At 54.3% G+C, this 24,946-nt stretch carries 20 protein-coding genes, 1 tRNA gene and 1 pseudogene; 10 read left to right on the top strand and 12 right to left on the bottom strand.

What is annotated here, in order from left to right:
* Positions 1–155 precede the first annotated feature (155 nt).
* Positions 156–1,906: pseudogene (locus tag ACMGGR_RS06190) on the top strand (DEAD/DEAH box helicase).
* 5 nt (positions 1,907–1,911) lie between these two features.
* Here the strand turns inward: ACMGGR_RS06190 and ACMGGR_RS06185 are convergent.
* Genes ACMGGR_RS06185 through ACMGGR_RS06165 form a run of 5 tightly spaced genes read right to left on the bottom strand, consistent with a single transcriptional unit; the run spans position 1,912 to position 8,433 of the window.
* Positions 1,912–3,399: an efflux transporter outer membrane subunit gene (locus ACMGGR_RS06185; RefSeq protein ID WP_414148410.1), complete on the bottom strand. Its 1,488-nt coding sequence runs from the start codon at positions 3,397–3,399 to the stop codon at positions 1,912–1,914.
* Between the two features lie 13 nt (positions 3,400–3,412).
* Positions 3,413–4,531 carry an ABC transporter permease gene (locus tag ACMGGR_RS06180; protein WP_414148409.1) on the bottom strand — a complete coding sequence of 373 codons (1,119 nt, stop codon included), beginning with the start codon at positions 4,529–4,531 and terminating at the stop codon, positions 3,413–3,415.
* Positions 4,532–4,534: 3 nt separating this feature from the next.
* Positions 4,535–5,659 (bottom strand): ABC transporter permease, encoded by a 1,125-nt coding sequence (locus tag ACMGGR_RS06175; protein ID WP_246757903.1) that lies wholly within the window; start codon positions 5,657–5,659, stop codon positions 4,535–4,537.
* Positions 5,652–7,424 carry an ATP-binding cassette domain-containing protein gene (locus ACMGGR_RS06170; protein ID WP_414148408.1) on the bottom strand — a complete coding sequence of 591 codons (1,773 nt, stop codon included), beginning with the start codon at positions 7,422–7,424 and terminating at the stop codon, positions 5,652–5,654. Before ACMGGR_RS06170 ends, ACMGGR_RS06175 begins: the two co-directional genes overlap by 8 nt.
* Positions 7,411–8,433, bottom strand: coding sequence for an HlyD family efflux transporter periplasmic adaptor subunit (locus tag ACMGGR_RS06165; RefSeq protein WP_414148407.1), 1,023 nt, complete (start codon positions 8,431–8,433; stop codon positions 7,411–7,413). Before ACMGGR_RS06165 ends, ACMGGR_RS06170 begins: the two co-directional genes overlap by 14 nt.
* 112 nt (positions 8,434–8,545) lie before the next feature.
* On the opposite strand from ACMGGR_RS06165, the gene ACMGGR_RS06160 reads away from it, so the two are divergent.
* Both ACMGGR_RS06160 and rplY read left to right on the top strand, forming a co-directional pair.
* Positions 8,546–9,184 carry a TetR/AcrR family transcriptional regulator gene (locus tag ACMGGR_RS06160; protein WP_414148406.1) on the top strand — a complete coding sequence of 213 codons (639 nt, stop codon included), beginning with the start codon at positions 8,546–8,548 and terminating at the stop codon, positions 9,182–9,184.
* A gap of 184 nt (positions 9,185–9,368) precedes the next feature.
* Entirely contained in the window at positions 9,369–9,653 is a 285-nt protein-coding gene (rplY, locus tag ACMGGR_RS06155; RefSeq protein ID WP_246757906.1) for a 50S ribosomal protein L25, read from the top strand.
* 89 nt (positions 9,654–9,742) lie between these two features.
* On the opposite strand, the gene yejK is transcribed toward rplY, so the two are convergent.
* Positions 9,743–10,747, bottom strand: a complete 1,005-nt coding sequence (gene yejK / locus ACMGGR_RS06150; RefSeq protein WP_246757907.1) for a nucleoid-associated protein YejK — start codon at positions 10,745–10,747, stop codon at positions 9,743–9,745.
* A gap of 156 nt (positions 10,748–10,903) precedes the next feature.
* Between yejK and ACMGGR_RS06145 the strand changes: the two genes are divergently transcribed.
* The 5 genes from ACMGGR_RS06145 to ACMGGR_RS06125 all read left to right on the top strand — a co-directional run bounded on the left by ACMGGR_RS06145 (position 10,904) and on the right by ACMGGR_RS06125 (position 14,840).
* Positions 10,904–11,131: a YejL family protein gene (locus ACMGGR_RS06145; protein ID WP_246757908.1), complete on the top strand. Its 228-nt coding sequence runs from the start codon at positions 10,904–10,906 to the stop codon at positions 11,129–11,131.
* A gap of 12 nt (positions 11,132–11,143) precedes the next feature.
* A complete protein-coding gene (gene yejM / locus ACMGGR_RS06140) occupies positions 11,144–12,892 on the top strand; it encodes an LPS biosynthesis-modulating metalloenzyme YejM (protein WP_246757909.1) in 1,749 nt (582 codons plus the stop codon).
* Positions 12,893–12,981: 89 nt separating this feature from the next.
* Positions 12,982–13,058: transfer RNA gene (locus ACMGGR_RS06135), tRNA-Pro, on the top strand.
* 618 nt (positions 13,059–13,676) lie between these two features.
* Positions 13,677–14,492 (top strand): RNase A-like domain-containing protein, encoded by an 816-nt coding sequence (locus tag ACMGGR_RS06130; RefSeq protein ID WP_414148405.1) that lies wholly within the window; start codon positions 13,677–13,679, stop codon positions 14,490–14,492.
* Positions 14,493–14,501: 9 nt separating this feature from the next.
* Complete coding sequence (locus tag ACMGGR_RS06125; RefSeq protein WP_414148404.1) at positions 14,502–14,840, top strand: contact-dependent growth inhibition system immunity protein; 339 nt, start codon at positions 14,502–14,504, stop codon at positions 14,838–14,840.
* A 160-nt stretch (positions 14,841–15,000) separates the two neighbouring features.
* Here the strand turns inward: ACMGGR_RS06125 and ACMGGR_RS06120 are convergent, their stop codons facing one another.
* Together ACMGGR_RS06120 and ACMGGR_RS06115 are read right to left on the bottom strand one after the other, a co-directional pair.
* Positions 15,001–16,302: an LLM class flavin-dependent oxidoreductase gene (locus ACMGGR_RS06120; protein WP_414148403.1), complete on the bottom strand. Its 1,302-nt coding sequence runs from the start codon at positions 16,300–16,302 to the stop codon at positions 15,001–15,003.
* Between the two features lie 48 nt (positions 16,303–16,350).
* Positions 16,351–17,421, bottom strand: coding sequence for an iron-containing alcohol dehydrogenase family protein (locus ACMGGR_RS06115; protein WP_414148402.1), 1,071 nt, complete (start codon positions 17,419–17,421; stop codon positions 16,351–16,353).
* A 262-nt stretch (positions 17,422–17,683) separates the two neighbouring features.
* Here ACMGGR_RS06115 and ACMGGR_RS06110 point away from each other — a divergent pair, with 262 nt between their 5' ends.
* A complete protein-coding gene (locus ACMGGR_RS06110; protein ID WP_414148401.1) occupies positions 17,684–18,229 on the top strand; it encodes a GNAT family N-acetyltransferase in 546 nt (181 codons plus the stop codon).
* Between the two features lie 40 nt (positions 18,230–18,269).
* Complete coding sequence (locus tag ACMGGR_RS06105; protein ID WP_414148400.1) at positions 18,270–19,589, top strand: MmgE/PrpD family protein; 1,320 nt, start codon at positions 18,270–18,272, stop codon at positions 19,587–19,589.
* A 13-nt stretch (positions 19,590–19,602) separates the two neighbouring features.
* On the opposite strand, the gene ACMGGR_RS06100 is transcribed toward ACMGGR_RS06105, so the two are convergent.
* The 4 genes from ACMGGR_RS06100 to ACMGGR_RS06085 are packed head-to-tail and all read right to left on the bottom strand — an operon-like array spanning position 19,603 to position 24,500.
* The gene (locus ACMGGR_RS06100; protein ID WP_414148399.1) at positions 19,603–21,900 is read right to left on the bottom strand and encodes a molybdopterin-dependent oxidoreductase; all 2,298 of its coding nucleotides are present in this window, start codon (positions 21,898–21,900) and stop codon (positions 19,603–19,605) included.
* A gap of 29 nt (positions 21,901–21,929) precedes the next feature.
* Entirely contained in the window at positions 21,930–22,691 is a 762-nt protein-coding gene (locus ACMGGR_RS06095; protein ID WP_246757917.1) for an amino acid ABC transporter ATP-binding protein, read from the bottom strand.
* Positions 22,684–23,607 (bottom strand): amino acid ABC transporter permease, encoded by a 924-nt coding sequence (locus ACMGGR_RS06090; RefSeq protein WP_414148398.1) that lies wholly within the window; start codon positions 23,605–23,607, stop codon positions 22,684–22,686. Before ACMGGR_RS06090 ends, ACMGGR_RS06095 begins: the two co-directional genes overlap by 8 nt.
* Entirely contained in the window at positions 23,604–24,500 is an 897-nt protein-coding gene (locus ACMGGR_RS06085; protein ID WP_414148397.1) for an ABC transporter substrate-binding protein, read from the bottom strand. The genes ACMGGR_RS06090 and ACMGGR_RS06085 overlap by 4 nt, the downstream gene beginning before the upstream one ends.
* Positions 24,501–24,946: the final 446 nt, after the last annotated feature.

Below are 24,946 nucleotides of genomic sequence, written 5' to 3'. Positions count from 1 at the left end.
TGCCTGTTTGAATGAAATGAATTCGTCGTTCCTTAAAGGAACGTTTGAAGAGAGTATCGGCGAGAGTATATCGGGAGTTGCGCCTCAGGCACAGAGGCGCACGCGCATGGATCGTGCTTTCGTGGCATAATGCGGCTTTGCTCGCGGATTTTGCCATGTCCTTTACACTTCGCCCCTATCAGCAGGAAGCGGTTGACGCCACGCTCAGCTACTTCCGCCGTTCCCACCAGCCAGCCGTGATTGTTCTGCCCACTGGCGCGGGTAAAAGCCTGGTGATTGCCGAACTGGCAAGAGTGGCGCGTGGGCGCGTGCTGGTGCTGGCGCACGTCAAAGAGCTGGTGGCGCAAAACCACAGTAAATATCAGGCCTATGGCCTGCAGGCCGATATATTTGCCGCCGGTCTGCAAAAAAAGAGAGCCGCAGCAAAGTGGTGTTTGGCAGCGTGCAGTCGGTGGCGCGCAACCTGGCGCAGTTTGACAGCGAGTTTTCGCTGCTGATTGTCGACGAGTGCCACCGCATTGGCGATGCCGAAGACAGCCAGTATCAGCAAATCCTGAATCATTTGCGGCAGCGCAATCCCCAGCTGCGCCTGCTGGGCCTGACCGCCACGCCCTACCGGCTGGGCAAAGGCTGGATCTATCAGTTTCACTACCACGGCATGGTACGCGGCGACGAGCGCGCGCTGTTTCGCGACTGCATCTATGAACTGCCGCTGCGCTATATGATCAAACACGGCTTTCTGGTGCCGCCGGAAAGGCTGGATATGCCGGTAGTACAGTATGATTTCAGCCGCCTGACGGCCAGGGAAAACGGCCTGTTTAGCGAAGCGGATCTCAACCTTGAGCTAAAGCAGCAGCAGCGCATTACCCCGCATATTATTCAGCAGATCGTTGAGTTTGCCCAGGACCGTCAGGGCGTGATGATTTTTGCCGCCACGGTAGAACACGCCAAAGAAGTGCTGAAGCTGTTGCCGGGCAGTAAAGCGCTGATCAGCGCCGGTACGCCAGCCGCAGAACGCGACGCGCTGATTAACGCTTTTAAAGCGCGCGAGCTGCGCTATATGGTTAACGTCGCCGTACTGACCACGGGTTTTGACGCGCCGCACGTCGATTTAATCGCCATTTTGCGTCCGACGGAATCCGTTAGCCTGTATCAGCAAATCGTCGGGCGCGGGCTGCGCCTGTGTCCCGGAAAAACCGACTGTCTGATTCTGGATTACGCAGGCAACCCGCACGATATTTTCACGCCGGAAGTAGGCGCGCCCAAAGGCAAAAGCGACAACAAACCGGTGCAGGTTTTCTGTCCGGCCTGCGGCTTTGCCAATACCTTCTGGGGTAAAACCACCGCTGACGGCACGATTATCGAGCATTTTGGCCGCCGCTGTCAGGGCGTGCTGGAGGATGACGACGGCGAGCGGGAACAGTGCGACTTCCGCTTTCGTTTTAAAAGCTGTCCACACTGCAATGCCGAAAACGATATTGCCGCCCGCCGCTGTCATCACTGCGACGCGGTGCTGGTCGATCCTGACGATATGTTAAAAGCGGCGCTCAAGCTGAAAGATGCGCTGGTACTGCGCTGTGCCGGGATGGTGCTGGAAAACGGCAAAGATGATAAAGGCGAATGGCTGAAGGCGCGCTATTTCGATGAGGACGCGACGGAAGTTAGCGAGCGCTTTCGTCTGAGTACGCCAGCGCAGCGCAAAGCTTTCGAGCAGCTGTTTATGCGCCCTCACCAGCGCGCGCCTGGCGTGCCGCTGGGTTGGGAAAACGCGGCGGACATTGTCGCTATGCAGCCGCTGCTGCGCCACCCCGATTTTGTGGTGGCGCGCAAACAGCGGCATTTCTGGCAGATACGCGAGAAAGTTTTCGACTATCAGGGCCGCTATCGCCGCGCTAACGAGCTTTAAAAGGGTTACTGCCCCACGGCACGATTTACCGCGGCCCAGGCTGTTCTGACATCCCGTTTGCTCATGGCCAGCGCCTGTCTGGCCTGAATATCGCTGCGCTGCGCGTCAAGTACGTTGATGAAATTGATAACGCCGCCATTGTAGCGTGCTTCAATTAAGGTTAACGCTTTTGCGGCGCTTTCTGCCCGCCTCTGCTGTTCCGCAAGTTTTTGCTGTGCGGCTGCATAACGACTGAGGGCGTCGTCGATTTCCTGCCAGGCTTTCAGCACCGTTTTATGATAATCGACGGCAGCCTGCTGCAGATCTGTTTCGCGCAGTACGACCGTTGCCTTGCGCCGTCCCCGGTCAAACAGTGGCAGAGTAAGACTCGGCCCGACCGACCAACTACGGCTACCCCATTCGGTAAAGGTGTTGGCGCTATAGGTATCCATGCCGATCTTTGCACCCAGCGTGATGCCGGGATAAAGCTCTGCTTCAGCCACGCCGATCCTTGCCGTGGCCGCATGCAGTTTTGCTTCGGCAGCGCGGACGTCCGGCCGGTTTAAAGCCACCTCAGAGGGAATACCTAACTGCAACGGCGGCAGCTTGTTTAGCGGTAAGCCGTCTGGTTTAAACTGCAACATCGTTTTCAGCGAGCCGGGATGTTCATCCAGCAGCAAAAGCAGCTGGTTCGTTGCTACGCCCTCCTGCATTTGCAAATCAATAAGGTTTGCCCGCGTCGCGGCCAGTTCGCCGCGCTCTCTTTCCAGATCGGTATCGTCAACCTGACCTCCCTCAGCACGGGCTGCAATCAGCGACATACGCTCATCAATGGCTTTAATATCTTCTTGTGCCAGCGCGATCTGCTGCTGTATGCCGCGCAGGTTCCAGTAGCTGTTAACGACATCGCCAACAATGCTCCGCCTGGCGTATTCCAGCAGCGCCTGCTGCTGCGCGGTATCCGCTTTTGCCGCTTCAACAGCCCGGCGTACGTGGCCCCACAGGTCAATCTCCCACGAGAAATCCAGCCCGCCCTGATACCAGTTATAGGGATCGGCCATCAGTTTGCTCAACTCGCTGGAGTCCGGCACTACCTCTTTCAGCGCTCTGGTCGAAGGGCTGTTTTCGCTTTGCTGAGTACGAGTCGCGCTGGCTGTGGCATTGATAGAAGGCGTCTGCTGTGATGTGGTAATGCGCTGCTGCACACGGGCGCTGGCAAACCTCAAGGTTGCGCTACGCAGATCCGGGCTGGCGGTTACGGCTTTTTCGACCAGCGCATTCAAAACGGGATCGTCATAGCGCTGCCACCACTGCTTATCGAGGATAGCGCCAGAGCCAGGCACATTGAGTAAGGCCGCATCAGCGCTGCGCCAGCTTGTCCAGTCAGCGGGCGCGGTCTGTGCAGGCTTTTTAAAATCAGGGCCGACGGTACAACCACTGATAAGGGACACCGTCAGCACCATCGCCACGGCGGATAATGGATGACGATTAAAAAAGGAAAGAGGGTTATTCATCTTTATTCCTGCATCAGTACAGTCGGTTACGGAACAGCCATGCGGCCAAAGGCATCGTGATGACGGCCATCACCAGCATGGGAACAAAATCGAAGGCCACATCTCGCAACCCTGCCCCTTCGAGATAAACCCTGCGCACAAGGTCAATCGCAAAGCGCAGCGGATTAGCGTAGGTCAGGGTATCAAGGAGCTGCGGCATGGTTTGCAACGGCGTCAGCAGCCCGGAGAGCAGCATCAACGGCATGATCAGCAGAAAGGTGTAGAGCATGGCCTGCTGCATATTGGCGGAGATGGCGGAAATCGACAGCCCAAGCCCCACCGCCGCCACGTTGAAGCTGAACAGCCCGATATAAAGCACCAGCAGCGAGCCATTCATCGGAATACGAAACCAGAACAGGATGATCAGCAAAATGATCGTCGACTGGACCAGGCCGACCAGCACGGGAGGGATAGCCTTACCGACCAGCAATTGCATCGGGGTAAAGGGCGTAACCAGAAGCTGATCAAAGGTGCCCTGCTCCCGTTCTCTGGCCACCGAAAGCGCCGACAGTAACAGCGTCTGGATCATGCTGAGGGCGGCGATCAGCGTGGGCATAATCCCCCAGCGTGACTCCAGGTTTGGGTTATACCAGGCGCGGACATTGACGGTTAGCGCTGGCTGGGTTCCCGACTGCCGCTGGTTAAAATCACTCACCACCGCGCTGATGTAACCTGCTGCCGCGCTGGCAGTCGACGAATTACGGCCATCGAGGATAACCTGTAGCGGCGAAGCTTCGCCCTTATTGAGTTTATTTTCAAAGTCAGGCGGAAAAGTCAGCGCCATCAATGCCTTTCCTTCCATAATCACGTCTTTGATTTGCGACGCTGAAGTGAGCGTTGCGGTACGGTTAAACACGCCCGTGCCGTCAAGATGCGACAAAATTTGCGCAGAAGCCTGCCCGCGGCTCTGATCCAGCACCGCGTAATCCACGCGATTAACGTCATAAGTTGCCGCATAGCCAAACAGCAATGCCTGTATTAACGCAGGCGCAATCAGGATGACCCGATTGGCAGGCTCTTTGACAATAGTGAGGATCTCTTTCTTAATCAGGAAGCTGATATGGCGTAGCCACTGCCGTAGTTGATTTATCATGCGTTATCTCAGCCGCTTACGAAGTGAAAGTCTTGAGGCATTAATCAGAACGACGGCATACAGCAGCAGAATGCCGCACTGGCGGAAAAATAGCGGCCAGTCGTTACCGCCCAGAAACAGCGTCTTGATAAGGGACATAAAATGCGTCGCTGGCAAAAGCTGGCTGACTACCTGCACTACCAGCGGCAGGTTGCGGATATCAAAAACGAAACCGGAGAGCATCATTGCGGGCATAAAGCTGGCGATCAGCGCTATCTGGCTCGCCATAAACTGGCTGGGCGCAAAACCCGATATCGCCAGTCCCAGGCCAAGCGCCACCAGCAGATAGAGCATTGAGGCGATAACTATCGCCACCAGAGAGCCTCTGATAGGCACCTCAAAAAGATAGTGTGCCGCCAGCAGGCACATCACAAGGTCAACAATGCCAATCACCATGTACGGTGCCAGCTTGGCCAGCACCAGCTCCAGCGGCCGCACCGGCGTGACAAACAGGGCCTCAAGCGTGCCGCGTTCCCGTTCGCGAGCAATCAGCAACCCGGTCAAAAACGCACCAATTAGCGTCAGGATAAGCACAATAATCCCCGGCACGATAAACCAGGTGCTGTTAGCCGCTTCGTTAAACCACATCCGTTGCTCGACGGATACAGCGCCTGCTGTTGCAGCGCCCTGCCTGTCTGATTCAATGGCCGTCTGCACGCCCAGCGCGCCCGTGATATAGCTCTGGGCAGTTGAAGCGACGCTGGTAACGGCGCCGTTTAGCAGAAGCTGCAAGCTTTTCTTGCCGGCCGCCGCGCTTTCGGCGTAGTCAGAAGGAATGCGCAAGATGGCATCCATTTTTCCCTGTTGCAGCGCTTTTTGCGCCGCGACCAGGCTGGGATACTCCTGTAGAGAAAGATAACGGCTGCCCTGCAAAGCAGTGATGACCTGCTGGCTCTGCACGGTATGCTGCTCCTGTACTACCGCGACGCGGGCGCTGGTCAGATCGAAAGAGATGCCATAGCCAAACAGCAAAATCAGCACGATGGGAAGCAAAAAACCTACCGCCAGGTTGCTTCTGTCGCGCACCAGCTGGCGGGTCTCTTTGCGCGTCAGCGAAAGCAAACGGCTCAAAAAAGTGGAGTTATGCATGGGCAGGCGTCCCGTTCGTTTTTGCCCGCGCGTTTTCAACAATGGCAATAAAGGCGCTGTTCATGTCTGCGGTGTGATCAAGCCCCGCTAGCTGGCGTACTTCTTTTGGCGTGCCCAACGCCAGCAGCTTGCCTGCATCCTGGATGGCAATGCGATCGCAGTACTCCGCTTCTTCCATAAAGTGGGTGGTGACAATAATGGTGATGCCCTTGTTTGCCAGCTCACCAATGGTGTACCAGAACAGCCGTCTGGCCAGCGGATCGATGCCGCTGGTGGGTTCATCCAGAAAGACGATTTCCGGCTCGTGCAGCAGCGCTACCGCCATTGACAAACGCTGCTTAAACCCGCCCGGCAGTTCGCCGCTGATGGCGTCGGGACTGAGTTCGAACTGCTCCAGCGAGGCTGCAATCTGGCTGGACAACTTTTTGCCCGCCAGCCCATAAGCGCCGCCAAAAAAGCTCAGGTTTTCCCTGACGCTCAGGTTGCCGTACAGGGCAAATTTTTGCGAGACGTAGCCGATGCGCGCGCGGGCCTTCGCTGTTGCGGTGCGCAGATTCATTCCGGCAACCTCAAGCTGTCCGCCACTGGCAGGAAGCAGGCCGCACAGCATACGGAAAGTGGTGGTTTTTCCCGCGCCGTTTGGCCCCAGCAGGCCAAAAATTTCCCCACGCCTGACGTCGAATGACGTACTGGCAACGGCGGTAAAGTCACCAAACTGCCGCACAAGATTTTTAACGGCGATGGCGGGTTTATTGGCATCCTCATCATTGTGCTGCGCCGCAACCATTTCGGCTTTAACGGGAGCGGAAGCGCTGGCTTTTGGCTGCGCCTGGTGCAGCAGCAGCATAAATCCATCTTCCAGTTCTGGCTCACGCGGCGTGGCATTGACCTCCTGCGGCGTCGCCTTATCATCCGCCGACTGGCAGATAAACCTTACGGCATCGCCTTTGGGCACCGCATCGGCAACGGTATCGCGTTTTTCCAGCAGCCGCGCCTGCAAAGTGCGTGATTTTACGCCCTGCGGCGGGACGGCCAGCCACGTTTTTCCTGCCGCTTTCTGACGCAGCTCTTCCGGCGTGCCGCTGGCAAGGATCCTTCCTTTATCCATGACGTATACCCTGGCGCAGCGTTCTGCTTCATCCATGTACGCCGTACTGATGATCACACTCAGGCTTTCGTCCCGAACCAGCTGCTCAATAATGTTCCACAGATCGCGCCGGGAAAGCGGATCGACACCCACGCTGGGTTCATCAAGCAGCAGTAAATCCGGCGAACGCACCAGCGTGCAGGCCAGGCCGAGCTTCTGTTTCATCCCACCGGACAGCTTGCCTGCCGGACGATCGGTAAACCGCGCAAGATCGGTGACCGCCAGCAAACGGGCAAAGCGTGTTTGCCTTTCGGAAGAGGGAACACCGTGTAAATCTGCATACAGATCAAGGTTTTCCTGCACGCTCAGATCCTCATACAGGCCAAAACGCTGCGGCATATAGCTAATCCGGTTCTGGATCGATTGCGGGTCCGCCACCACATCGGTGTCTAAAACCGTCAGGCTGCCGCTGTCCGGCACATACAGTCCGGCAATCAGCCGCTGGAAAGTGGTTTTCCCCGCGCCGTCAGGTCCGACCAGCGCCGTCAGCTCACCTTTACCGATGGCCAACGTTAAGCCATCCAGCGCGTGAATTTCTGGCGCATTTTTGCCAACACCCGGAAAACGCTTTACCAGATCGCGGGCGATGACGACGTCCTGCTTATTACTGGCCGACATCGGAGGCTTTCTCTGTCTGCGTGTTAAGGGTAACGGTCGCGGGCTGACCCATGCGTAACACGTCGTTCGGATCGTCAACGACAATACGCACTTCATACACCAGGTTAGTGCGCAGCTCTTCCGTCTGTACGGATTTAGGCGTGAACTCCGCTACTGAGGAGATAAAACCCACCTTTCCACTTACCGGTTTGTCGGGAAAAGAGTCGGTAAAAACCCGGGCGGCCATACCGGACTTCACTCGTCCCAGATCGCTTTCGTTGAGCCATACCCTAACCCATTTGGGCTTGCTCAGCGCCAGGGTATAGACCGCTTTCTGCGGGCCGGTCATATCGCCAGGCTCCTGAAGACGGGCGCGAACCACGGCATCGACCGGGGAACGTAACTCTGCCTGCGAAAGATGGTACTGCAACAGCGCCAGCTGGGCCCGGGTAGCCCGAACCTGTGCGGCTGAAGCCACCCGCTGCTCGCTACGCACGCCTTTTTGCATTAACGCGAGGTTAGCCTGGCGCTCTGTCACGCTGGCCTGGGCAATGCGTAGATTGCTCCGGGCCATATCCAGCTCCTGCCTGCTGACGCCCTTTCCTGCCGTATTGGCCGAAATATGCTGAATACGGCTGACATCCTCGTTCGCTTTTTGCAGCTGAGCCTGAGCGGATAACAGCTGCGCCTTTGCCTGCACCAGCTCTTCAGGCCGCGCACCAGCCTGCTGTTCACGTACCGTTTGCGTTTGTGCATCCAGTTGCGCCTGCGCCTGCTGCTCCTGAATCTTCAGCGCACGCGTGTCCAGCGTGGCCAGCAGCTGCCCGGCCCGAATGCGGTCGCCTTCCTCAACGGCGAGCGAACTGATGCGCCCATTATCTTCAAACGCTAACGAAACTTGCCGAATATCGACGTTGCCGTGGAGCGTCAGCACGTTCTTATCCCCGTCGTTTTTCCCCGTCAGCCAGAAAAGGCCTGCCGCCGCTATGGCAACGACGATAACGCCGCCAGCAATGATTTTTTTATTCATCGTAAACCCGTCCTGCGGATACCTCAGAGAGCTAGTTTAAATTTAATTTAAACTTTAATTGTGCAATAATAAACCCCTTACTGGTAAAAGAATCATCTGGAAAGCGAGAATTATGGGCAGAGCGCGTCGAAGCGATGGCGATATCACGCGGGAAAGCATTCTGGAAGCGGCAGGAGAACTGATTGCCGAAAAGGGATTTGCACAAACGCCCAGTAAAGAGATTGCCAAAAAAGCCGGTGTCGACCTGGCGGCAATTAACTACCACTTTGGCGGTCGTGATGGTTTATATCTGGCGGTGCTCGCGCTGGCCCACCATCACCATCTGGATGGCCAACAGCTGGTGGCGCTGGCTGCTTCCGGGCTGGCCGCGGAAGAAAAGCTGGGGATGTTTCTCGAAACGTTTTTATCGAATCTGAACAATCCCAACTCCTGGCATGGACGGGTGTTTGCCAGAGAACTGCTGTCGCCTTCCGTACAGCTGGAGCAGTTTTTAAACAGCGAAGGGGCAGTAAAGATTCAGGCGGTGCGCCGCATTATCAGCGAAGCCGCCGGCATCCCGGAAGACGATCCGCGCATCCTTCCCTGCATGCTGAGCGTGGTTGCGCCCTGCGTGATGCTGATAGTAGCCGGTAATCGCATGCCGGGCCCGGTACAGCAAGTTGTTGCGATGCAGACAAAAGCGCTGACCGCGCATTTTAAACTGTTTGCGCTCGCGGGATTAAAGGCGGTGGGCAGCACGGCTGATAAATAATTCAATCAGCCTCCACGGGGTCAGCTTATGCCGATGGTGACGTTTTTTTGCCCGATTTTTAATGCGTTGCCCGCGCGGGCCGTGCCTGCTATAATGCGCCCCGCTTTTGCTGTTGCAGAAGCTGAACACTCCAACCTGCTGCTGGGTCGCCTGTAGCAGGATAATCACTTAAAGAGACTGAACAATGTTCACTATCAATGCAGAAGAACGTAAAGAGCAGGGTAAGGGTGCGAGCCGCCGCCTGCGTACAGCTAACAAGTTCCCGGCTATCATTTATGGCGGTAACGAAGCAGCTGTAGCTATCGAACTGGATCACGACAGCGTGATGAATACTCAGGCTAAGCCTGGTTTCTACACCGATGTTCTGACCCTGGTTGTTGATGGCAAAGAAATCAAAGTAAAAGTGCAGGCTGTTCAGCGTCACCCGTTCAAGCCAAAACTGCACCACATCGACTTCGTTCGCGCTTAATCGCTGACGAAACCGCTGTGAAAAGAACGCCGCTTAATGCGGCGTTTTTTTATGGGCGCGGTAGTTAAAAACGGCATCCCTGCCGTCGGTTATTTTCCGCCGCTGCGGCGCTGTAGCTGGTCGCGCAGGTTAGGCGGCGTGCCTTTAATAGTCAGCGTATCGGTGGCCGCATCCCAAAAAATTCTTTCGCCTAACAGCATGGCGTCAAAATTGATGGTCAACCCACCGCCGCTACCGGCAAATTTTGTCAGCTGGCGCAGCGTGCTGCGGTCGGCCGGAAAGCTCTCTTCCAGTTCATAGCCCTGTTCCTGGGTAAAATCCTGAAAGGTTTTTTCGCCCAGCGGTGCCAGCTCTTTTGACAATCCTTCCAGCTCTATCTCTTCGCCGGACTGAAGCTGCTCGTTGCAGTAGCTGTAAACCTGCTGGCGATAGTTCTGACGTTCGTTTTTATCCAGCGCCGCTTCCGCGCAGTAGTCGTCTACCGCCTGTAGCAGGCCGCGGTTTTGCGCTTTGGTATCCAGCCCGACGCTCGCGCCAAGAAAGTCCATAAAGAAGTCGGCAACTTTACGCCCTACCCGACCGCGTAAAAAGGTCAGATAGCGGGTAGACTCCGGATTGGTTTCCCATTCCGTCAGATCGATGCGCGCCACGATATCGGCATGATTGATATCCAGATAGTGCGTGGTGCTGATATCCAGCTCTTCATTAACGCGCATGCTGTTCTGGCTGTTCAGCACGGCCACCAGCAGATATTCCACCGCCAGATAACGGTAGTGGGCAAACAGCACGACGCCGCCATCCGCAAAGGGATATTTCGCCAGCTCGTCGCGCAGGCGTCCGGTTGCCGCGCGGCTAAACGCCAGAAAATCATCCTGGCCTTTACGGCAGTTGCGCAGCGCGTCGGCCAGCTCGCTCTCTTCATTAAACAGGCCATAAGCCTTGCTTTTGGCGCTGTAGACGCGATGCAGCTCCTCCATCATCGCCGTGACCGGGCCATTGGCCGGCAGCAGCGACTCCCGCAACACCAGTTCCAGCGTCTGTTCGTCGCGCTTAATCATCTGATGAAGGGCAATCTGCTCGATATCCAGACTCATGTTAACTCTCCTTTAATCTCAAGCGCGTATTCAATCACCGAGCGATGCCCGGATCAACAGGCAACAACATTAACCGTTGTCTGACGATAAAAGTGCAGAAAAAATTGCGCTTTTACGGTAAGATGCCGCCCTTTAATAATCGATAAATTTGACGCTATGCCACAATCATCCCGCTACAGCGACGACCGCGTGGAAAAACTCCTCGCCGAAATGGTCAACGTGCTTGAAAAAGATAAAGCTCCTACCGATCTTTCCCTGATGGTACTGGGAAATATGGTAACAAATCTGCTGAACACCAGCGTCTCTCCGGAGCAGCGCCGCGCACTGGCGCGTTCGTTTGCCGATGCCCTGCAGGCTTCGGTACGTGAAGATAAAGCGCATTGATGTGATTTTGCTATGGTAACAAATCAGCCGCGCTACCGTGATAAAGTCTCCCAGATGATTGGCTGGGGGCACTGGTTCGCCCTTTTCAACATTATCTTTGCCCTGATTCTGGGTAGCCGCTACCTGTTTGTTGCCGACTGGCCTGCCTCGCTGGTGGGACGTATTTACGCGTTTACCAGCTGGACAGGTCACTTTAGCTTTATCGTTTTCGCGGCTTATCTGCTGATCATCTTTCCGCTGACCTTTGTGGTGATGTCGCAGCGGCTGCTGCGCTTTCTTTCCGCCATTATTGCCACCGCCGGACTTACCCTGATTCTGGTGGACAGCACGGTATTTGAACGCTTTCACCTGCATTTAAATCCCGTGGTCTGGGAGCTGGTGATCAACCCCGATCAAAGCGAGATGGCGCGAGACTGGCAGCTGATGTTTATCAGCGTGCCCGCCATTTTCCTTGTCGAGATGCTGTTTGCCACCTGGAGCTGGCAGAAGCTGCGCAGCCTGAACCGCCGTAGCTTTGGCAAGCCGCTGGCCGTGCTGTTTATTGCGGCTTTCTTTACCAGTCATTTAATGTATATCTGGGCCGACGCCAACTTCTATCGCCCTGTTACCATGCAGCGTGCCAACCTGCCGCTTTCTTATCCAATGACCGCGCGACGCTTTCTGGAGCGTCACGGCCTGCTGGATGCGCAGGAATATCAGCGCAGGCTGGTGCATCAGGGCAATCCGGAAGCCGTTTCGGTCGCTTATCCGCTGAACGATATTACTTTCCGCGATGGCGGCACGCGTAACAATTTGCTGATCGTTACCGTCGACGGCCTGAACGAGGCGACGATGCCTGCATCGCTGCCAAACCTGACGCAGTTTGCTAATAATAACGTGCGCTTTACACAGCATTTCAGCACCGGCAGCAGCGCGGACGGCGGCCTGTTTGGCCTGTTTTACGGCATTTCGCCTTCCTATATGGATGGCGTGCTGTCGTCCCGCGTTCCTTCCGCCCTCACCGACGCGCTGGCCAAACAAGGCTACCAGTTTGGCCTGTTTGCCAGCGACGGTTTTGCTTCACCGCTTTATCGTCAGGCGCTGCTGACGGACTACTCGCTGCCGGAGTCAGGCAGTCAGCCTAATACCCAAACCGTGTCGCAGTGGCAGCGCTGGGTAGACGGTCAGAAAGCTAAAAACGCGCCGTGGTTCTCCTATCTGTCCCTTTCGACCGGCAAGATGGAAGGTTCGCCGAAAGAGATAGCGCGTCGTTACACGCGAGCGGCTGGCGATGTCGATAAGCAGATTCAAACCGTGCTGAGTACGCTTCAGGAAAAAGGCCTGCTGGCTAATACCGTGGTAGTGATTACGGCCCAGCACGGCGTCACCCTGAATGACGACAGCAGCATGGGTAACCGCGCTAATCTTCAGGTGCCGCTGGTGATCCATTGGCCTGATACGCCACCGCAGCAGATCGATAAGCTGACTAACCACGAAGATATTATGACGACGCTGATGCAGCGCTTGCTGCATGTGCGCACGCCAGCTTCTGACTATTCTCAGGGCGAAGATCTGTTTGCCGCGCGTCGTAACCATGACTGGATTTCCAGCCTGAACGGCAGTCAGCTGGTTGTCACTACGCCAAACGTCACGCTGGAGCTGGATAACAACGGCAGCTATCACGCCTGGGATAGTAAAGGTGAGCGTCTGAAAGACCATAAGCCGCAGCTGACGCTGTTGCTACAGGTGCTGACGGACGAGAAGCGGTTTATCGCTAACTAAGCGCGACGGCAGGCCTGGTTAATTTCATAGCAGTCAACGTGTTAGCCGCTTGCAATTGCAGTTAATTTGCGTACTATTAGCTCACGCGTCGGCACGTAGCGCAGCCTGGTAGCGCACCGTCATGGGGTGTCGGGGGTCGGAGGTTCAAATCCTCTCGTGCCGACCAAATCTATTCTCTGTCAGTACCGCTTACTGACGGAAGCCCTACAAGAACCCGCATACTCCCTGAGTTTGCGGGTTTTTTGTTGCCTGTAGTTCTCGGGATTGCATATCACAGGCGAATTTTTCAGAACTTAATCTGGGACCTGGCGATCTGTAGTCCCAAACGCGCTGGTCCCAAATGCCGATCAAAACCAGGCCGCTTACCGTCACACAGATTAAAAACGCCAAACCCACAGGAAAAGAAATTACTTTCACTGATAGCGGAGTCTTGTTCCGTTGTTCAATAAGCTAATGTAGCAACCTCATATTTCTGGAAAATGTTGCCGGATAAAGCCATTACGAGCTTACTAAAAAACGCGGTTTTTCTGACTATCAGAGCAATATTAAAGCTTCTATGCAGCCGAAATAATTTTTTTTCATCCTGACTTAGTTCATCTGAATAAATTAAGGAAGTTTTTATTCGAAATGTATAACAATCATTCGCCCGCTACGGTGTAAAAATTATTTACCCATACAATTTTATACGTTTTTGTCATCATTTAAGCGGAAGTACAAGGTATTGACCTTACTATCCACAAAGAATAGCCTTGTAAAGATTTTTCATTGATGAAAAGGACTTTGTATGAATGATGAAGAAGGAGTAGCCGTTGCCATTTCGCCCGTGCAAATGGTAGCTATACTGCACAGAAAAACGGTGAGTGAAGGCGAAACATGGAGTAATCGCCTTTGGGGCGGTCTGGGTGTGGTTGGCGGAGTCATTGAGTCGTTCGGCGCTGGTGCGCTTTGCATCGTGCCTGAACCTACAATGTTATCCAAAGCGGGATGTGTGATTGTTGGCACGCATAGTCTCGATACGATCAAAACATCTTTAGATCAAGTTATTACCGGTCGTAAATCGCAAACAGCCACGGCTCAGTTAACTAAGTTAGCCGCAGAACAATTTGGAGCCGATACAGCAACGGCCTACAAAGTTGGTGTTACCGTTGATTTACTGGTACCACTTGCTTTTGCAAGTGCCGCAGGCGCCGTTAGGATCGCCTCAGTGTACTCTGGTCGGATAAGGTTGGTAGATAACGAAAGCGCGGCGCTGGGACATACTATCGCACGTCACATTGGCCTGTCTCAGGCACAAATGATAGCCCGACTGACAGCCCCAAAAGCGCCTGCCCGTGCCAGCACCTTTCTTAATACTCGGCATGCAGAGTTGTTGATATCAGAAGTCCTGTCAGCCAAACGTTACCAAATCGAAAGTGCGTTAAAATATATGCAGTCAGGCTCCAGGCTTCGCCTTGACCATCGCTTTTATTTTTCCACAGGTCGATATATTGACAAAGGATCTACAGTCGTAAAAAAAGCTTACGGTTTAAGAATAATTATCGAGGCCAGGAAATTTAATAATAAAACTTACTATATCGTAACCGCATATCCGGTACCATAAGGAGTGAAAATGGATACTAATATTGAAAAGCAATGTGAGCTGGATAACCTGGTAATGATATATTTTGGCCAGGACTGCGATATCTTTGATGAGGACTGCGATTTTGATAACTTGCTTAACGAATATTTGAACACCTCTTCTGCTTTTTCTCTCAGAATGCTTCTGGCTAATTTGGCTGAACTGAACAACCAGCCAGACAGATGTGAGGTGTTACTGGCCCGCTATGGTGGCGAGTTTGCCCCGGATCGCTGGGATCTGACTGCTCAGGAGTGGCTTGATATTGTTAACCAGCGCCTCGTTGATTACATGAGTAAGAAAGGCTACTCGACGGAGCTATCCCATTTTTAACTTTCTTCCTTTGCTTTTCCTTCACTGCTTACAGACCATGCATGGGAAAGATGCATGGTCTGGTATGCCCGGCGCTTCGTTTAACGCCGTCTAAGCGCTCGATGTTATCTGGTTCTCCAGCTCATAATGATATTTATCCTGCATATAACCACTTCAGCAATCACAGAACCGGCAGGCCAAGGTTTTCGCGCAGCGTGGTAAATTCATAATCTTCACGAAACAGACCACGGCGACGGAGTTCCGGGATAACCAGGTCGATAAACAGATCGAGCTGCTCAGGCATAATGGCCGGCATAATATTAAAACCGTCCGCTCCGCCCTGCTCCAGCCATAGCTGGAAATCATCCGCCACGTCTGCGGCCGTCCCTACTATTACGCGGTGTCCACGGGAACCAGCGGCAACGGCGGCCAGCTCGCGAAGCGTCAGATTTTCGCGTTTCGCCATATCGGTCATCAGCTTGACGCGGCTCTGATTCCCTTCGCCCAGCGGCACCTCTGGTACAGGACCATCCAGCGGGTACTGGCTGAGATCCATATTGAAACGAAGCGACAGCTGACGCAGACCATTATCAATATCCACCAGGGTATTCAGCTCTTTCCATAGTGCAGCGGCTTCTTCACGCGTATGGCCGATGATGGGCATCACGCCAGGCATGATGACCACGTGGTCCGGATTGCGGCCAGCGGCAATGACCTGCTCTTTCTGGCTACGGTAAAAAGCCTCTGCCTCTGCCAGGCTGGCAGCAGCGGTAAAAATCACCTCGGCCGTTTCAGCAGCCAGTTTTTGACCATCGGCTGAAGAACCCGCCTCGATAATCACCGGGCGGCCCTGGGGTGAACGCGTGATATTCAGCGGCCCCTGCACCTGAAAATGCTTGCCCTGATGATTGATTGGTTTGATTTTATCATCAACAAAATAAGCACCCGTTGCTTTGTTCGGCTGTACGGCATCCGCTTCCCAGCCCTGCCAGAGTTTGTTAGTGACTTCGAGGAATTCGCGTGCGCGTGCATAACGCTCTGCGTGGTCAGGCATATCGCTACGGCTGAAGTTGCGTGCCACATCAGTAGAAAATGACGTCACCACGTTCCAGGCCGCACGACCACGGCTGATATGATCCAGTGACGAGAAACTGCGCGCCATCGTGAAGGGATCGCTAAAGGTTGTTGATGCGGTGCCCGCCAGACCGATGCGCTTAGTGTTTACCGCCAGTGCAGAAAGCATGGTCAACGGCTCAAGGCGCGCCATGGTGGAAGGCAGACGGTACATACTTGTTGCCAGAGCGTCACCAACAAAGAACAGGTCAAATTTACCTGCTTCTGCTTTTTTAGCTATGGTGATGAGCCAGTCGATGTCGGTAGGATCCCCTGACTGCTGCGTTAGCCGCCAGCCGCTAACATGTTGTCCAACCGGTTGCACAAAAAGGCCGAGTCGAAGGCGACGCTGGGTGGTTGCGCTGTCCATTAAAATTGTCCTGGTCTGTAAAAGTGAGATATTTGTTTCAGAGCGTGCTTAGAATATGTTTTCGGTTGCCAGCAAAGCCTGTTCCAGCGCCGTAGCAGAGATGGCAAAAGGCAGGCGTGCCGCGCTGGCCGCAGGGAATTTAATCTGCTGTGCGATCTTACGGATCCGTTGTCCTCGCTCCCCTTCTAATGCAGGAAGCTGTAATGGCATAGCGTATTGCTTAAGCAGGCTCAGCAGTTCGGCATCGGGAACGCCGTCGTGTTCAATCAGCGACTGCACCAGCAAGCTGTAACCTACTTTCTCGCCGTGCAACCAGTGATGTAACTCGGGTTGATCGGTCAGTCGATTGTGAATGGCATGGGCGAAACCAGGCGTGGGTAAAACGTCGCGCACGCTATTTGCTAAGCCAGCCAGCACGATATTGGCATCGATGACCTTGATCAGCTCTGGCGTGACTTGCTGCTGCTGATTAGCGAGAACGGCCGCAGCGCCGAACTGGCGATAGCTATCCAGCGCATGCAGGGCAGCCATTACTTTTAAATCCAGCGCAAGGTCAGCAGGGTTGTGGCGCTGGTAGGGTCGAAATTCAAAATATTTTGCCAGGGCATCGACAATACCGGCTTGCAGGTAACGTACATTACTGCGCGCGATGATTTCGCTATCCACCAGCACAAGCTCCGGCATTTTTGCCATCGGCTGACTGCGCACATGGCCGCCTTGTGCATTATAGATAATGGCAACCGGAGACCAGGCCGCGCAGGTGGCAGCCACGGTAGCAAAATTGATGACTCTTAAAGCCGGGAGCAAATTACCAACGGATTTGGCCGTATCCAGTACCCGCCCACCTCCGACGGCAAATAAAACATCGACGCCCTGCTGTTCGATATTTTGTTTTAAATTTTCAATTGCTTCATCGGTACACTCTCCGTGCAGATAGTCAAGCTCCCAGCTAATCCCGACAGCTTCCAGGCTGTGGCTTAATTCTGGATTGACGGCCAGCCACGCCCGTGGCGAGGTAAAAATACGAATGCGTGAGGCATAAGGTTTAATAAATTCGCCCGCACGTTTACGCAGGCCTGCTTCATGCGCATAGGCACGCGGAGATTTAATCGCTAACACGGTTATTCCCTGTAAAATAGAGAAGCTATAACAATCCCATCATCGTTTTTTTAATATTATTAATAGCTTCTTTTAACCTGAGATAGTTTTGCATACTACGGAATGCAATAATTTAAGCAATCAAAAAACCGCCGTTTCATTTTCTCAAATTTGCATTACTTTATTTATATTTCAGATATAGCGTCTGCCCCTTTGCTGTTAGTCTCACAGGCCTGGATATGCCTTTATTATTAGCCATTACGGCGCCTCTTTGAGGAAAATTATGCAGCTTGATTTCCGTCAGGTCAGCCCGGACGAAGTAGAAACTTACCAGGCGCTTATGCACGCCGCTTATGCTCCCGTCAAAGCGCTGGGCATCCAGTTTGATGCGGCCAGCGCCAGCCTGGAAAAAACCTTGCAGCATCTGCAAAGCCATGGCGTCTATGCTCTTTACGCCAGTGGCGAGATGGTTGCATCAATCACCGTTCGCTATCCCTGGGGCGCTCTACCCGGCCCTTTTGGCCTGCCGCATATAGGCTGGTTTGGCGCGCATCCAGCCCGTGCCGGAATGCATTTTGGCCGACAAATACAGGACAGGCTCGAGAAAGAGATCCTTATTAGCCAGCTACATGCACCGGCGGTCTCATTGGGAACCGCTGTCAGTCACCCCTGGTTAAAAGAGATGTATTCAAAGCGGGGTTACCAGCCAATGCATACCACCGATCTCGGGAAAGGCCATATCACTCTTTATATGAAAAAGATCCTGGATGAAACCGCCCATGCGGCCTGGCTGACGCGACAGAATACCCAAACGGAGATCCATTCGTGAGTACAGTTAACGCCGCGCTGAACAATCAGGAGCACCACGAATGACCTGTACATCGGCGCTGGCCGAACGCATTGTCAAAAGCCAGCCTGACGCTCTGGCACGTGAAAAAGCACGGCAAGGCATTTGTGATTTTCTTGCCGTAAGCTGGCCAGTGCTGCGTAGCCAGGTGCCGGATAGCGGGTTACCTGCGCTCCGCAGTGTTTATGGGGATGGCAGCGTACGCTCGCAGGCGCTACTGCTTGGCTATGCCGGCCATGCCCTGGATTACGATGACTTTCATGCCGATTTTCGTGGTCACCCGAGCGTGGTGATCCTGCCTGCGCTTTTTGCCTGGCACCAGAGTCAGCCGACAGCTGACGTAGAACAGTTTCTTGACGCTTATATCATCGGGGTTGAAATGGCGGGCCGTCTGGGGCTGGCCGCCAGCCAGCAACATTATGCTCTGGGCTATCACAATACGGCGACGTTAGGGACTGTCGCGGCGGCGGCGGCGCTGGCAAGGTTTTTGTCTCTGGATGAGAGTAAAACGGCGGTATTATTGGGTATTGCCTGCACCCAGGCCAGCGGGTTGCGTGCACAGTTCGGTTCGGCTGTTAAGCCATTGCACGCCGGGTTTGCTGCTGAACGGGCGGTAAGCGCGGCTCAGCTGGCGTTAGCCGGTTTCGATGGCAAACCGGAGGGCGTCATTGAGGCATTTCTGACGGCCAGCAGCAACGGTCAGGCGCAGCCAGATAACTTACTGAAAGATTGGGGTTCGCCATGGCGGATCAGCGCTCCGGGCCTGGAGTTCAAGCCTTTCCCCACCTGCGCGGGTACGCACAGTGCGGCGGAAGCGGCACGAACGTTGCGTAAGCAGTGGCTGGCAACCGGGCAGTCTGTGGAGAGTTTGCTGCATGAGATTGTTGATATCACCGTTGCCTTTCCACCGGGTGGTGACATCGCCGCGTCAGTCAGAGAACCGGTCAACGGGATTGAGGCGCGCTTTAGCCTGGAGTATGTTATCGCCGCGATGCTGATCTACAGCGATTTGCGTCTGGAGGATTTCGCGGAGGGCGATCTCAATCGTGAGGTGCTCCCGCTGGCGGCCAGGGTACGCCGTACACCCGATGAAAATGCCCCGCCCGATACGGTTAATCCGGCATTACGTTTCCATGAGGTAACGCTGTCATTAAGAAATGGTCAAAAGTTACGGCAGCGTCGTACCCGCCAGCAGTCGCTGGCGGATGCGGTAGACGTGTCGGCCAAGCTGCATGCCGCGTTAAAGCAGGAAACGGAACAACGGCAGCAGCAGCTCTGGCAAAGCAGCAAACTTCTGACAACGGCAGACTTGCTGACGCTGAGTCAGCACCTGGTCCCCTGACAAAGCTACGCGATTATCTTTTCTGGTGTGCAGGCGGGATAAATGCCTGCACCGGGGTAAGCTCCCCGGTGTACTTGCGTACCTGCACCACGGTTATCTGACCACTACATCCCTGCGTTAATGACGATGTACCAATATCCAGAGTCAGTACGTTGGGGTTCCCGTGACGGCATAGCGGACGTACAGCGGTGGGATCGACCGGGTCATACCAGGCACCGGTCGGTAGCTGTACTACGCCCGCCATAATGGTATCGGTGACCCGGGCGCTGGCAAGAACGTGGCCGCGCTGGTTATAAAGCTCAATAATATCGCCATCCGTAATGTTCAGCGCCACGGCATCATTAGGGTTCAGACTGCACGCTTCCCGCCCGTCGCGTTTGCCACTGAGGCTGTAATCGCCAAAATCGAGCTGGCTGTGAAGTCGCGTGGCAGGCTGATTGGCGATCAGCCAGAACGGCTGTGCTGCATCCGGCTTTTGCTGCGGCTCGCGCCACACCGGATGTCCGGGGCAGTTTTCATAATTAAAGCTGGCAATCGTGGCCGAGAAAATTTCAATCTTTCCACTGGGCGTGGGCAAAGGTGCCGCATCCGGATCGGCGCGAAATGCGTTGATCATTCTTCCCCCGTCCTTCAACTGCGGCAATTCAATCACCCCCTGCTGCCAGAACTGTTCGAACGCAGGGATCGTAACTTGCTGCGCGGCGAGTTTTTGCTGAAGCTGGTGATAATGCCGCTCTAACCAGCCACGAGTATCCAGTCCTTCAGTAAAAGCCTCCTCATGCCCCAGCCGACGGGCCAGCTCGCTGAAGATAGCATAATCATCTTTCGCTTCGGCGTAAGGCTGCGCCACGGGCTGCATGGCAAACAGATGCCTGTCGGTAGGCGCGCCGCCGATATCTTCCCGTTCCAGCGTCATAGTGGCAGGCAGAACGATATCAGCGTGGCGGGTGGTAGAAGTCCACGCAATCTCATGCACGATGAAGGTGTCTAACTGGCAAAACGCCTGGCGCAATCTGGCCAGATCCTGGTGATGATGAAAGGGATTGCCACCCGCCCAGTAAGCCAGCCTGATGTGGGGATAGGTAAGTCTTCGGCCATTGTAGTCAAACTGCGTGCCGGGATTAAGCAGCATATCGGCGATACGCGCCACCGGGATCAAACGGTCGATGCCGTTCCTGCCCTGAGGCAATGCCGGGAAACTCACCCGGTTATGATGTTTTCCATAATGGCCAAGCGCGCCTAAGGCATAGGTGTAACCTCCACCGGGCAAACCGGGTTGCCCGAGCGCGGCGGCCAGCACCAGGCCGAGCCAGACGGGTTGCTCACCATGTTCCGCACGCTGTAATGCATGAGCTACCGTTACCAGCACGCGTTTACCGTGCAGCTGCCGTGCAAAATCAGTGATAACAGCCGCGCTGACGCCGCAAATGTCCGCCGCCCAGGCAGCATCGCGCTTTGTGCCATCTTCATCACCGTCAATATAGGCCACCATCTGCGGCCAGCCTACGGTATAGCGGGCGAGGAAAGCCTCATCCGTTAACCCCTCTTCAATCAATACTGCCAGTAAACCCAGTATAAAAGCGGCATCGGTACCCGGCCGAAGCGCAAGCCATTCTCCACGGGCTTCGTCAGGCAGATCGCTTTTAAGGGGACTGACAGAGATAAACCGCGTCCCACGTTGTGACGCCTGTTGCATAAAGCCACGCTCGGTGTGTTCACTCAGTCCACCGCTGGCAACCTGCGAGTTTTTTAACGCCAGGCCACCGAACGCCAGCACGATGTCGCTATGCTGCGCAATCTCTTCCCAGCTGACGCCGCGACGGGCAATTTCATTCATATCGCCGACAATATGCGGCAAAAGCACGGAGGCAGAGCCGGAGCTGTAACTGTTTACCGAACGCACATAGCCGCCCATAGTCGTGTTCAGAAAACGATGAACCTGACTTTGGGCATGATGGAAACGCCCGGCGCTTGACCAGCCATAAGAGCCGCCAAAAATGCCTTGTGGGCCATAAGATTTACCGACACGGGATAGTTCATTAGCGACCAGTTCACAGGCTTCGTCCCAGCTGACAGCGATATAGTCATCATTGCCACGACGCTGGTCTGGTCCCGGTCCCTGCTCCAGCCAGCCACGGCGAACCATCGGTCTGGCCACCCGCGCGGGATGGTTAAGCGCATGCCGAAAATTTGTTAACAGGGGGCTGGGATTGGGATCGCCGCTGAAAGGCTCTATGCTGAGTTGGCCATCCTGCTGCCGGGCATGAAATGCTCCCCAGTGGGAACTGTGCATTACCGGTTTCTGGGACATTATTTTTTCCTGGTTTAAAAAAACGGTGCCTAAAGCACCGTAGCAATAAAGTTTCTTACACGTCCGTTTTCGGGATCGTCAAGAACCTGCCGGCCAGGCCCGGCGGCAATGATTCTGCCGCTTTCCATAAACACAATGTTGTCCGCCACCTCGCGGGCAAAACCGATCTCATGGGTAACAATCACCATAGTGATGCCGGAGTGCGCCAGCTGTTTGATCACCTGCAAAACCTCACCCACCAGCTCCGGGTCAAGCGCAGACGTAGGCTCATCAAACAGCATTACCCCAGGATCCATCGCCAGGGCACGGGCGATAGCCACTCGTTGCTGCTGACCGCCAGACAGATTTTGCGGCCATTCATTCTCACGCCCGGCAAGCCCCACCTGCTTTAGCAACGCCAGCGCTTTGTTGGTAGCCTGCTGGCGGCTCTGTTTTTTTACGCGTATCGGCGCATCCACGATGTTCTGCAACACAGTCCGGTGTGGGAACAGATTAAATTGCTGGAACACCATGCCAATCTCGGCACGCTGGCGCGCGATGGCGCTGCTGTTCAATTCATGGAGGGCGAGCCCCTTTTGTTTGTAGCCCACCATCTCGCCGCCGATGCGAATGGTTCCCCCATCCAGCTTCTCCAGATGGTTGATGCAGCGTAGTAGCGTTGATTTCCCTGAACCTGAAGGCCCGAGAATGACGGTGACGGAACCTGCCGGGATATCCAGATTCACCTCATCAAGGATGGTCACGCCAGAAAAACGTTTAGTGACTTTACGGAGTGCAATCGCTTCAGCCATTACTGATGCTCCTTTTCGCTTCGGGCGTTGAAACAGGCGACGCAGCTTGCCAGAAACGACTTTTTTCCCGGCGAGAGACGCCCCGGCCAAAATAGCGTTCAACGTAAAACTGCCCTACCGAGAGTACCGAGGTCATCAGCAGATACCATAAGGTGGCAACCAGAAGCAGAGGGATCACCTCATAGGTGCGCTGATAGATAATTTGCGCTGAGAACAACACATCCTGGAGAGAAATGACCGAAACTACCGCGGTGGTTTTTAGCTGACCAATAATTTCATTACCCGCTGGCGGCATAATGGCGCGCATCGCCTGAGGCAACACGGTATGGCAGAAAATCTGCGAGGGGCGATAACCAAGCGCCCGCGCGGCTTCAATCTGACCATTCCCTACGCTCTGGATGCCGGCGCGAACAATTTCTGCAGCATAGGCTGACTGATGCATTACCAACGCGATCGCCGCCGCGCTAAAGGGGCTAATTAAAGCATTGGACTGAGCACTCCAGATCTCACCTATACCCGGAATCGACAGCGCAACTTTGGGATAGAGCGCGGCAATGTTGTACCAGAGAAACAGCTGCACCAGCATCGGTACGCCACGGAAAAACCAGGTGTAGGCCCAGCTAACGGCGACTAATACCGGGTTGGAAGACAACCGCATAAGCGCCAGTACGGTGCCAAAAGCGAAGCCAAATATCACAGAAATCGCGGTAAGCTGCAGGGTCATGAGCACCCCCTGCAAAATAGAGGGACCGGTAAAGTTCTCTGCGATGACTCCCCACTCAAAGCGGGGATTGTTCATCATTGAGTGCGCCATCGCCACGACGCGCAACAGAACAACCAGCGCGCTTAGCCAGCGTCCGTAATAACGTTTACTGGCGATTTTCAACTCGTCGGTGTGGTCCCGAACTTCACTCATTTGAAGATCTCTTCATTACGTTTAGCTTCAGTCACCGCGCCAAAGCCAATTCCCCAGCGATCGAGGATTTTTTTATAGCTACCGTCTTTAATAAGCGAGTTCAGAGCGGCCTGAACGGCAGGTTCAAGTGCGGAATCTTTCGGGAAGGCAACCGAAACCGGGGCATCATTAACGGTAATTTCACCAGCCAGGGTGAGAGGCTTAATCACTTTGACCTGCCACAGCAACCCTTCATAGGGTCCAAGGAACATCGGCACGCGGCCGCTGACCACTGCCTGTACGCCCGCTGGACGGTCCGGGAAAACAGCAACCTTGACTGGCTTTTTACCTGCGGCTTCACAAGCTTTGCTGGCTTCTTCCAGCCGTGTTACCTGCGTGGTACCGGAACCCGCGCCCACTTCTTTGCCGCAAAGATCGTTGAGGGATTTAAATGGCGCGATCCCGGCATCTTTTCGGGAAATAACGCCCAGCAAACTGGCATTGTAATAGCCGACAAAATCAATCTGTTTCAGACGAGCTGGCGTGGCGTTGATATTTGATAAGGCAACATCGTAACGCCCGGTTTTCAGGCCAGGAATGATATTGTCAAAACCTCCGGTATCGCGCCACTGCACGTTAAGACCCAGACGTTCACCGACGGCGTTCATGATATCAATCTCACGGCCAGCCAGCGTTTTGTTATCTTCCTTAAAGAAGGTCGTCGGCGGGGTATTAGGGTTGGTTCCGGCAACTATATAGCCGCGCTTTATTATGTCCGCAGGCAATAGCGTTTTCAGTGTCGGATCGGCCTGAACATGAAGAGTACTGTCGGTGGCAACAGATTGTTCAGCAGCAAACGTTGTGTGTGCGCTCAGAGCTAGTGCTAAAAGAGTCATGCCTTTTGCGAATTTCACTGGAACCTTTCTCCTGATATTTAAAAGTTTCCCTGCAAGGGAAAGGCACTGAGGTAGCGATGTGTTTTTAACGCAATAAGGCGTAACCATTTATAGCCTTATAGTTTTTTCATCCTCAAAATGTCCCAATGCTATTTTCAGGGAATAAAGGCTTCGATCACAAATGCGAAAAACAGCTATCTATTGCCAGATTTCAAGGGAAAGGCCTCTCTTCTCTTCCTGACTAAAACTGCGTTTTTTTGGACACCTGCGCCTGATCGGGTTGATAGGTCATAGAAGCATGTTTCAGTGCCTTAAAACATCCTCGTTTCGTTCTGCCGCCGCTTCCCTTTAATATTTTGAATTTTAATACTTTATCCAGAAATTTAGCCTCGTCTAAATCTTCAAACTATGTAAAAAGTGTGATGCGGATCACTTATCCATTGAATTTTAAACAGCCGCCACTA

It is taken from the genome of Erwinia sp. BNK-24-b (genome assembly GCF_047456155.1).
Lineage (GTDB): Bacteria > Pseudomonadota > Gammaproteobacteria > Enterobacterales > Enterobacteriaceae > Erwinia > Erwinia phyllosphaerae.
The sequence above is the reverse complement of the archived record's forward strand: the minus strand, read 5'-3'. Positions and strand labels throughout refer to the sequence as shown.

Coding starts and splice junctions, on each gene's coding strand:
- ACMGGR_RS06185 (WP_414148410.1), bottom strand. CDS start 3,399: ATGAATAACCCTCTTTCCTTTTTTAATCGTCATCCATTATCCGCCGTG.
- ACMGGR_RS06180 (WP_414148409.1), bottom strand. CDS start 4,531: ATGATAAATCAACTACGGCAGTGGCTACGCCATATCAGCTTCCTGATT.
- ACMGGR_RS06175 (WP_246757903.1), bottom strand. CDS start 5,659: ATGCATAACTCCACTTTTTTGAGCCGTTTGCTTTCGCTGACGCGCAAA.
- ACMGGR_RS06170 (WP_414148408.1), bottom strand. CDS start 7,424: ATGTCGGCCAGTAATAAGCAGGACGTCGTCATCGCCCGCGATCTGGTA.
- ACMGGR_RS06165 (WP_414148407.1), bottom strand. CDS start 8,433: ATGAATAAAAAAATCATTGCTGGCGGCGTTATCGTCGTTGCCATAGCG.
- ACMGGR_RS06160 (WP_414148406.1), top strand. CDS start 8,546: ATGGGCAGAGCGCGTCGAAGCGATGGCGATATCACGCGGGAAAGCATT.
- rplY (WP_246757906.1), top strand. CDS start 9,369: ATGTTCACTATCAATGCAGAAGAACGTAAAGAGCAGGGTAAGGGTGCG.
- yejK (WP_246757907.1), bottom strand. CDS start 10,747: ATGAGTCTGGATATCGAGCAGATTGCCCTTCATCAGATGATTAAGCGC.
- ACMGGR_RS06145 (WP_246757908.1), top strand. CDS start 10,904: ATGCCACAATCATCCCGCTACAGCGACGACCGCGTGGAAAAACTCCTC.
- yejM (WP_246757909.1), top strand. CDS start 11,144: ATGGTAACAAATCAGCCGCGCTACCGTGATAAAGTCTCCCAGATGATT.
- ACMGGR_RS06130 (WP_414148405.1), top strand. CDS start 13,677: ATGAATGATGAAGAAGGAGTAGCCGTTGCCATTTCGCCCGTGCAAATG.
- ACMGGR_RS06125 (WP_414148404.1), top strand. CDS start 14,502: ATGGATACTAATATTGAAAAGCAATGTGAGCTGGATAACCTGGTAATG.
- ACMGGR_RS06120 (WP_414148403.1), bottom strand. CDS start 16,302: ATGGACAGCGCAACCACCCAGCGTCGCCTTCGACTCGGCCTTTTTGTG.
- ACMGGR_RS06110 (WP_414148401.1), top strand. CDS start 17,684: ATGCAGCTTGATTTCCGTCAGGTCAGCCCGGACGAAGTAGAAACTTAC.
- ACMGGR_RS06105 (WP_414148400.1), top strand. CDS start 18,270: ATGACCTGTACATCGGCGCTGGCCGAACGCATTGTCAAAAGCCAGCCT.
- ACMGGR_RS06100 (WP_414148399.1), bottom strand. CDS start 21,900: ATGTCCCAGAAACCGGTAATGCACAGTTCCCACTGGGGAGCATTTCAT.
- ACMGGR_RS06095 (WP_246757917.1), bottom strand. CDS start 22,691: ATGGCTGAAGCGATTGCACTCCGTAAAGTCACTAAACGTTTTTCTGGC.
- ACMGGR_RS06090 (WP_414148398.1), bottom strand. CDS start 23,607: ATGAGTGAAGTTCGGGACCACACCGACGAGTTGAAAATCGCCAGTAAA.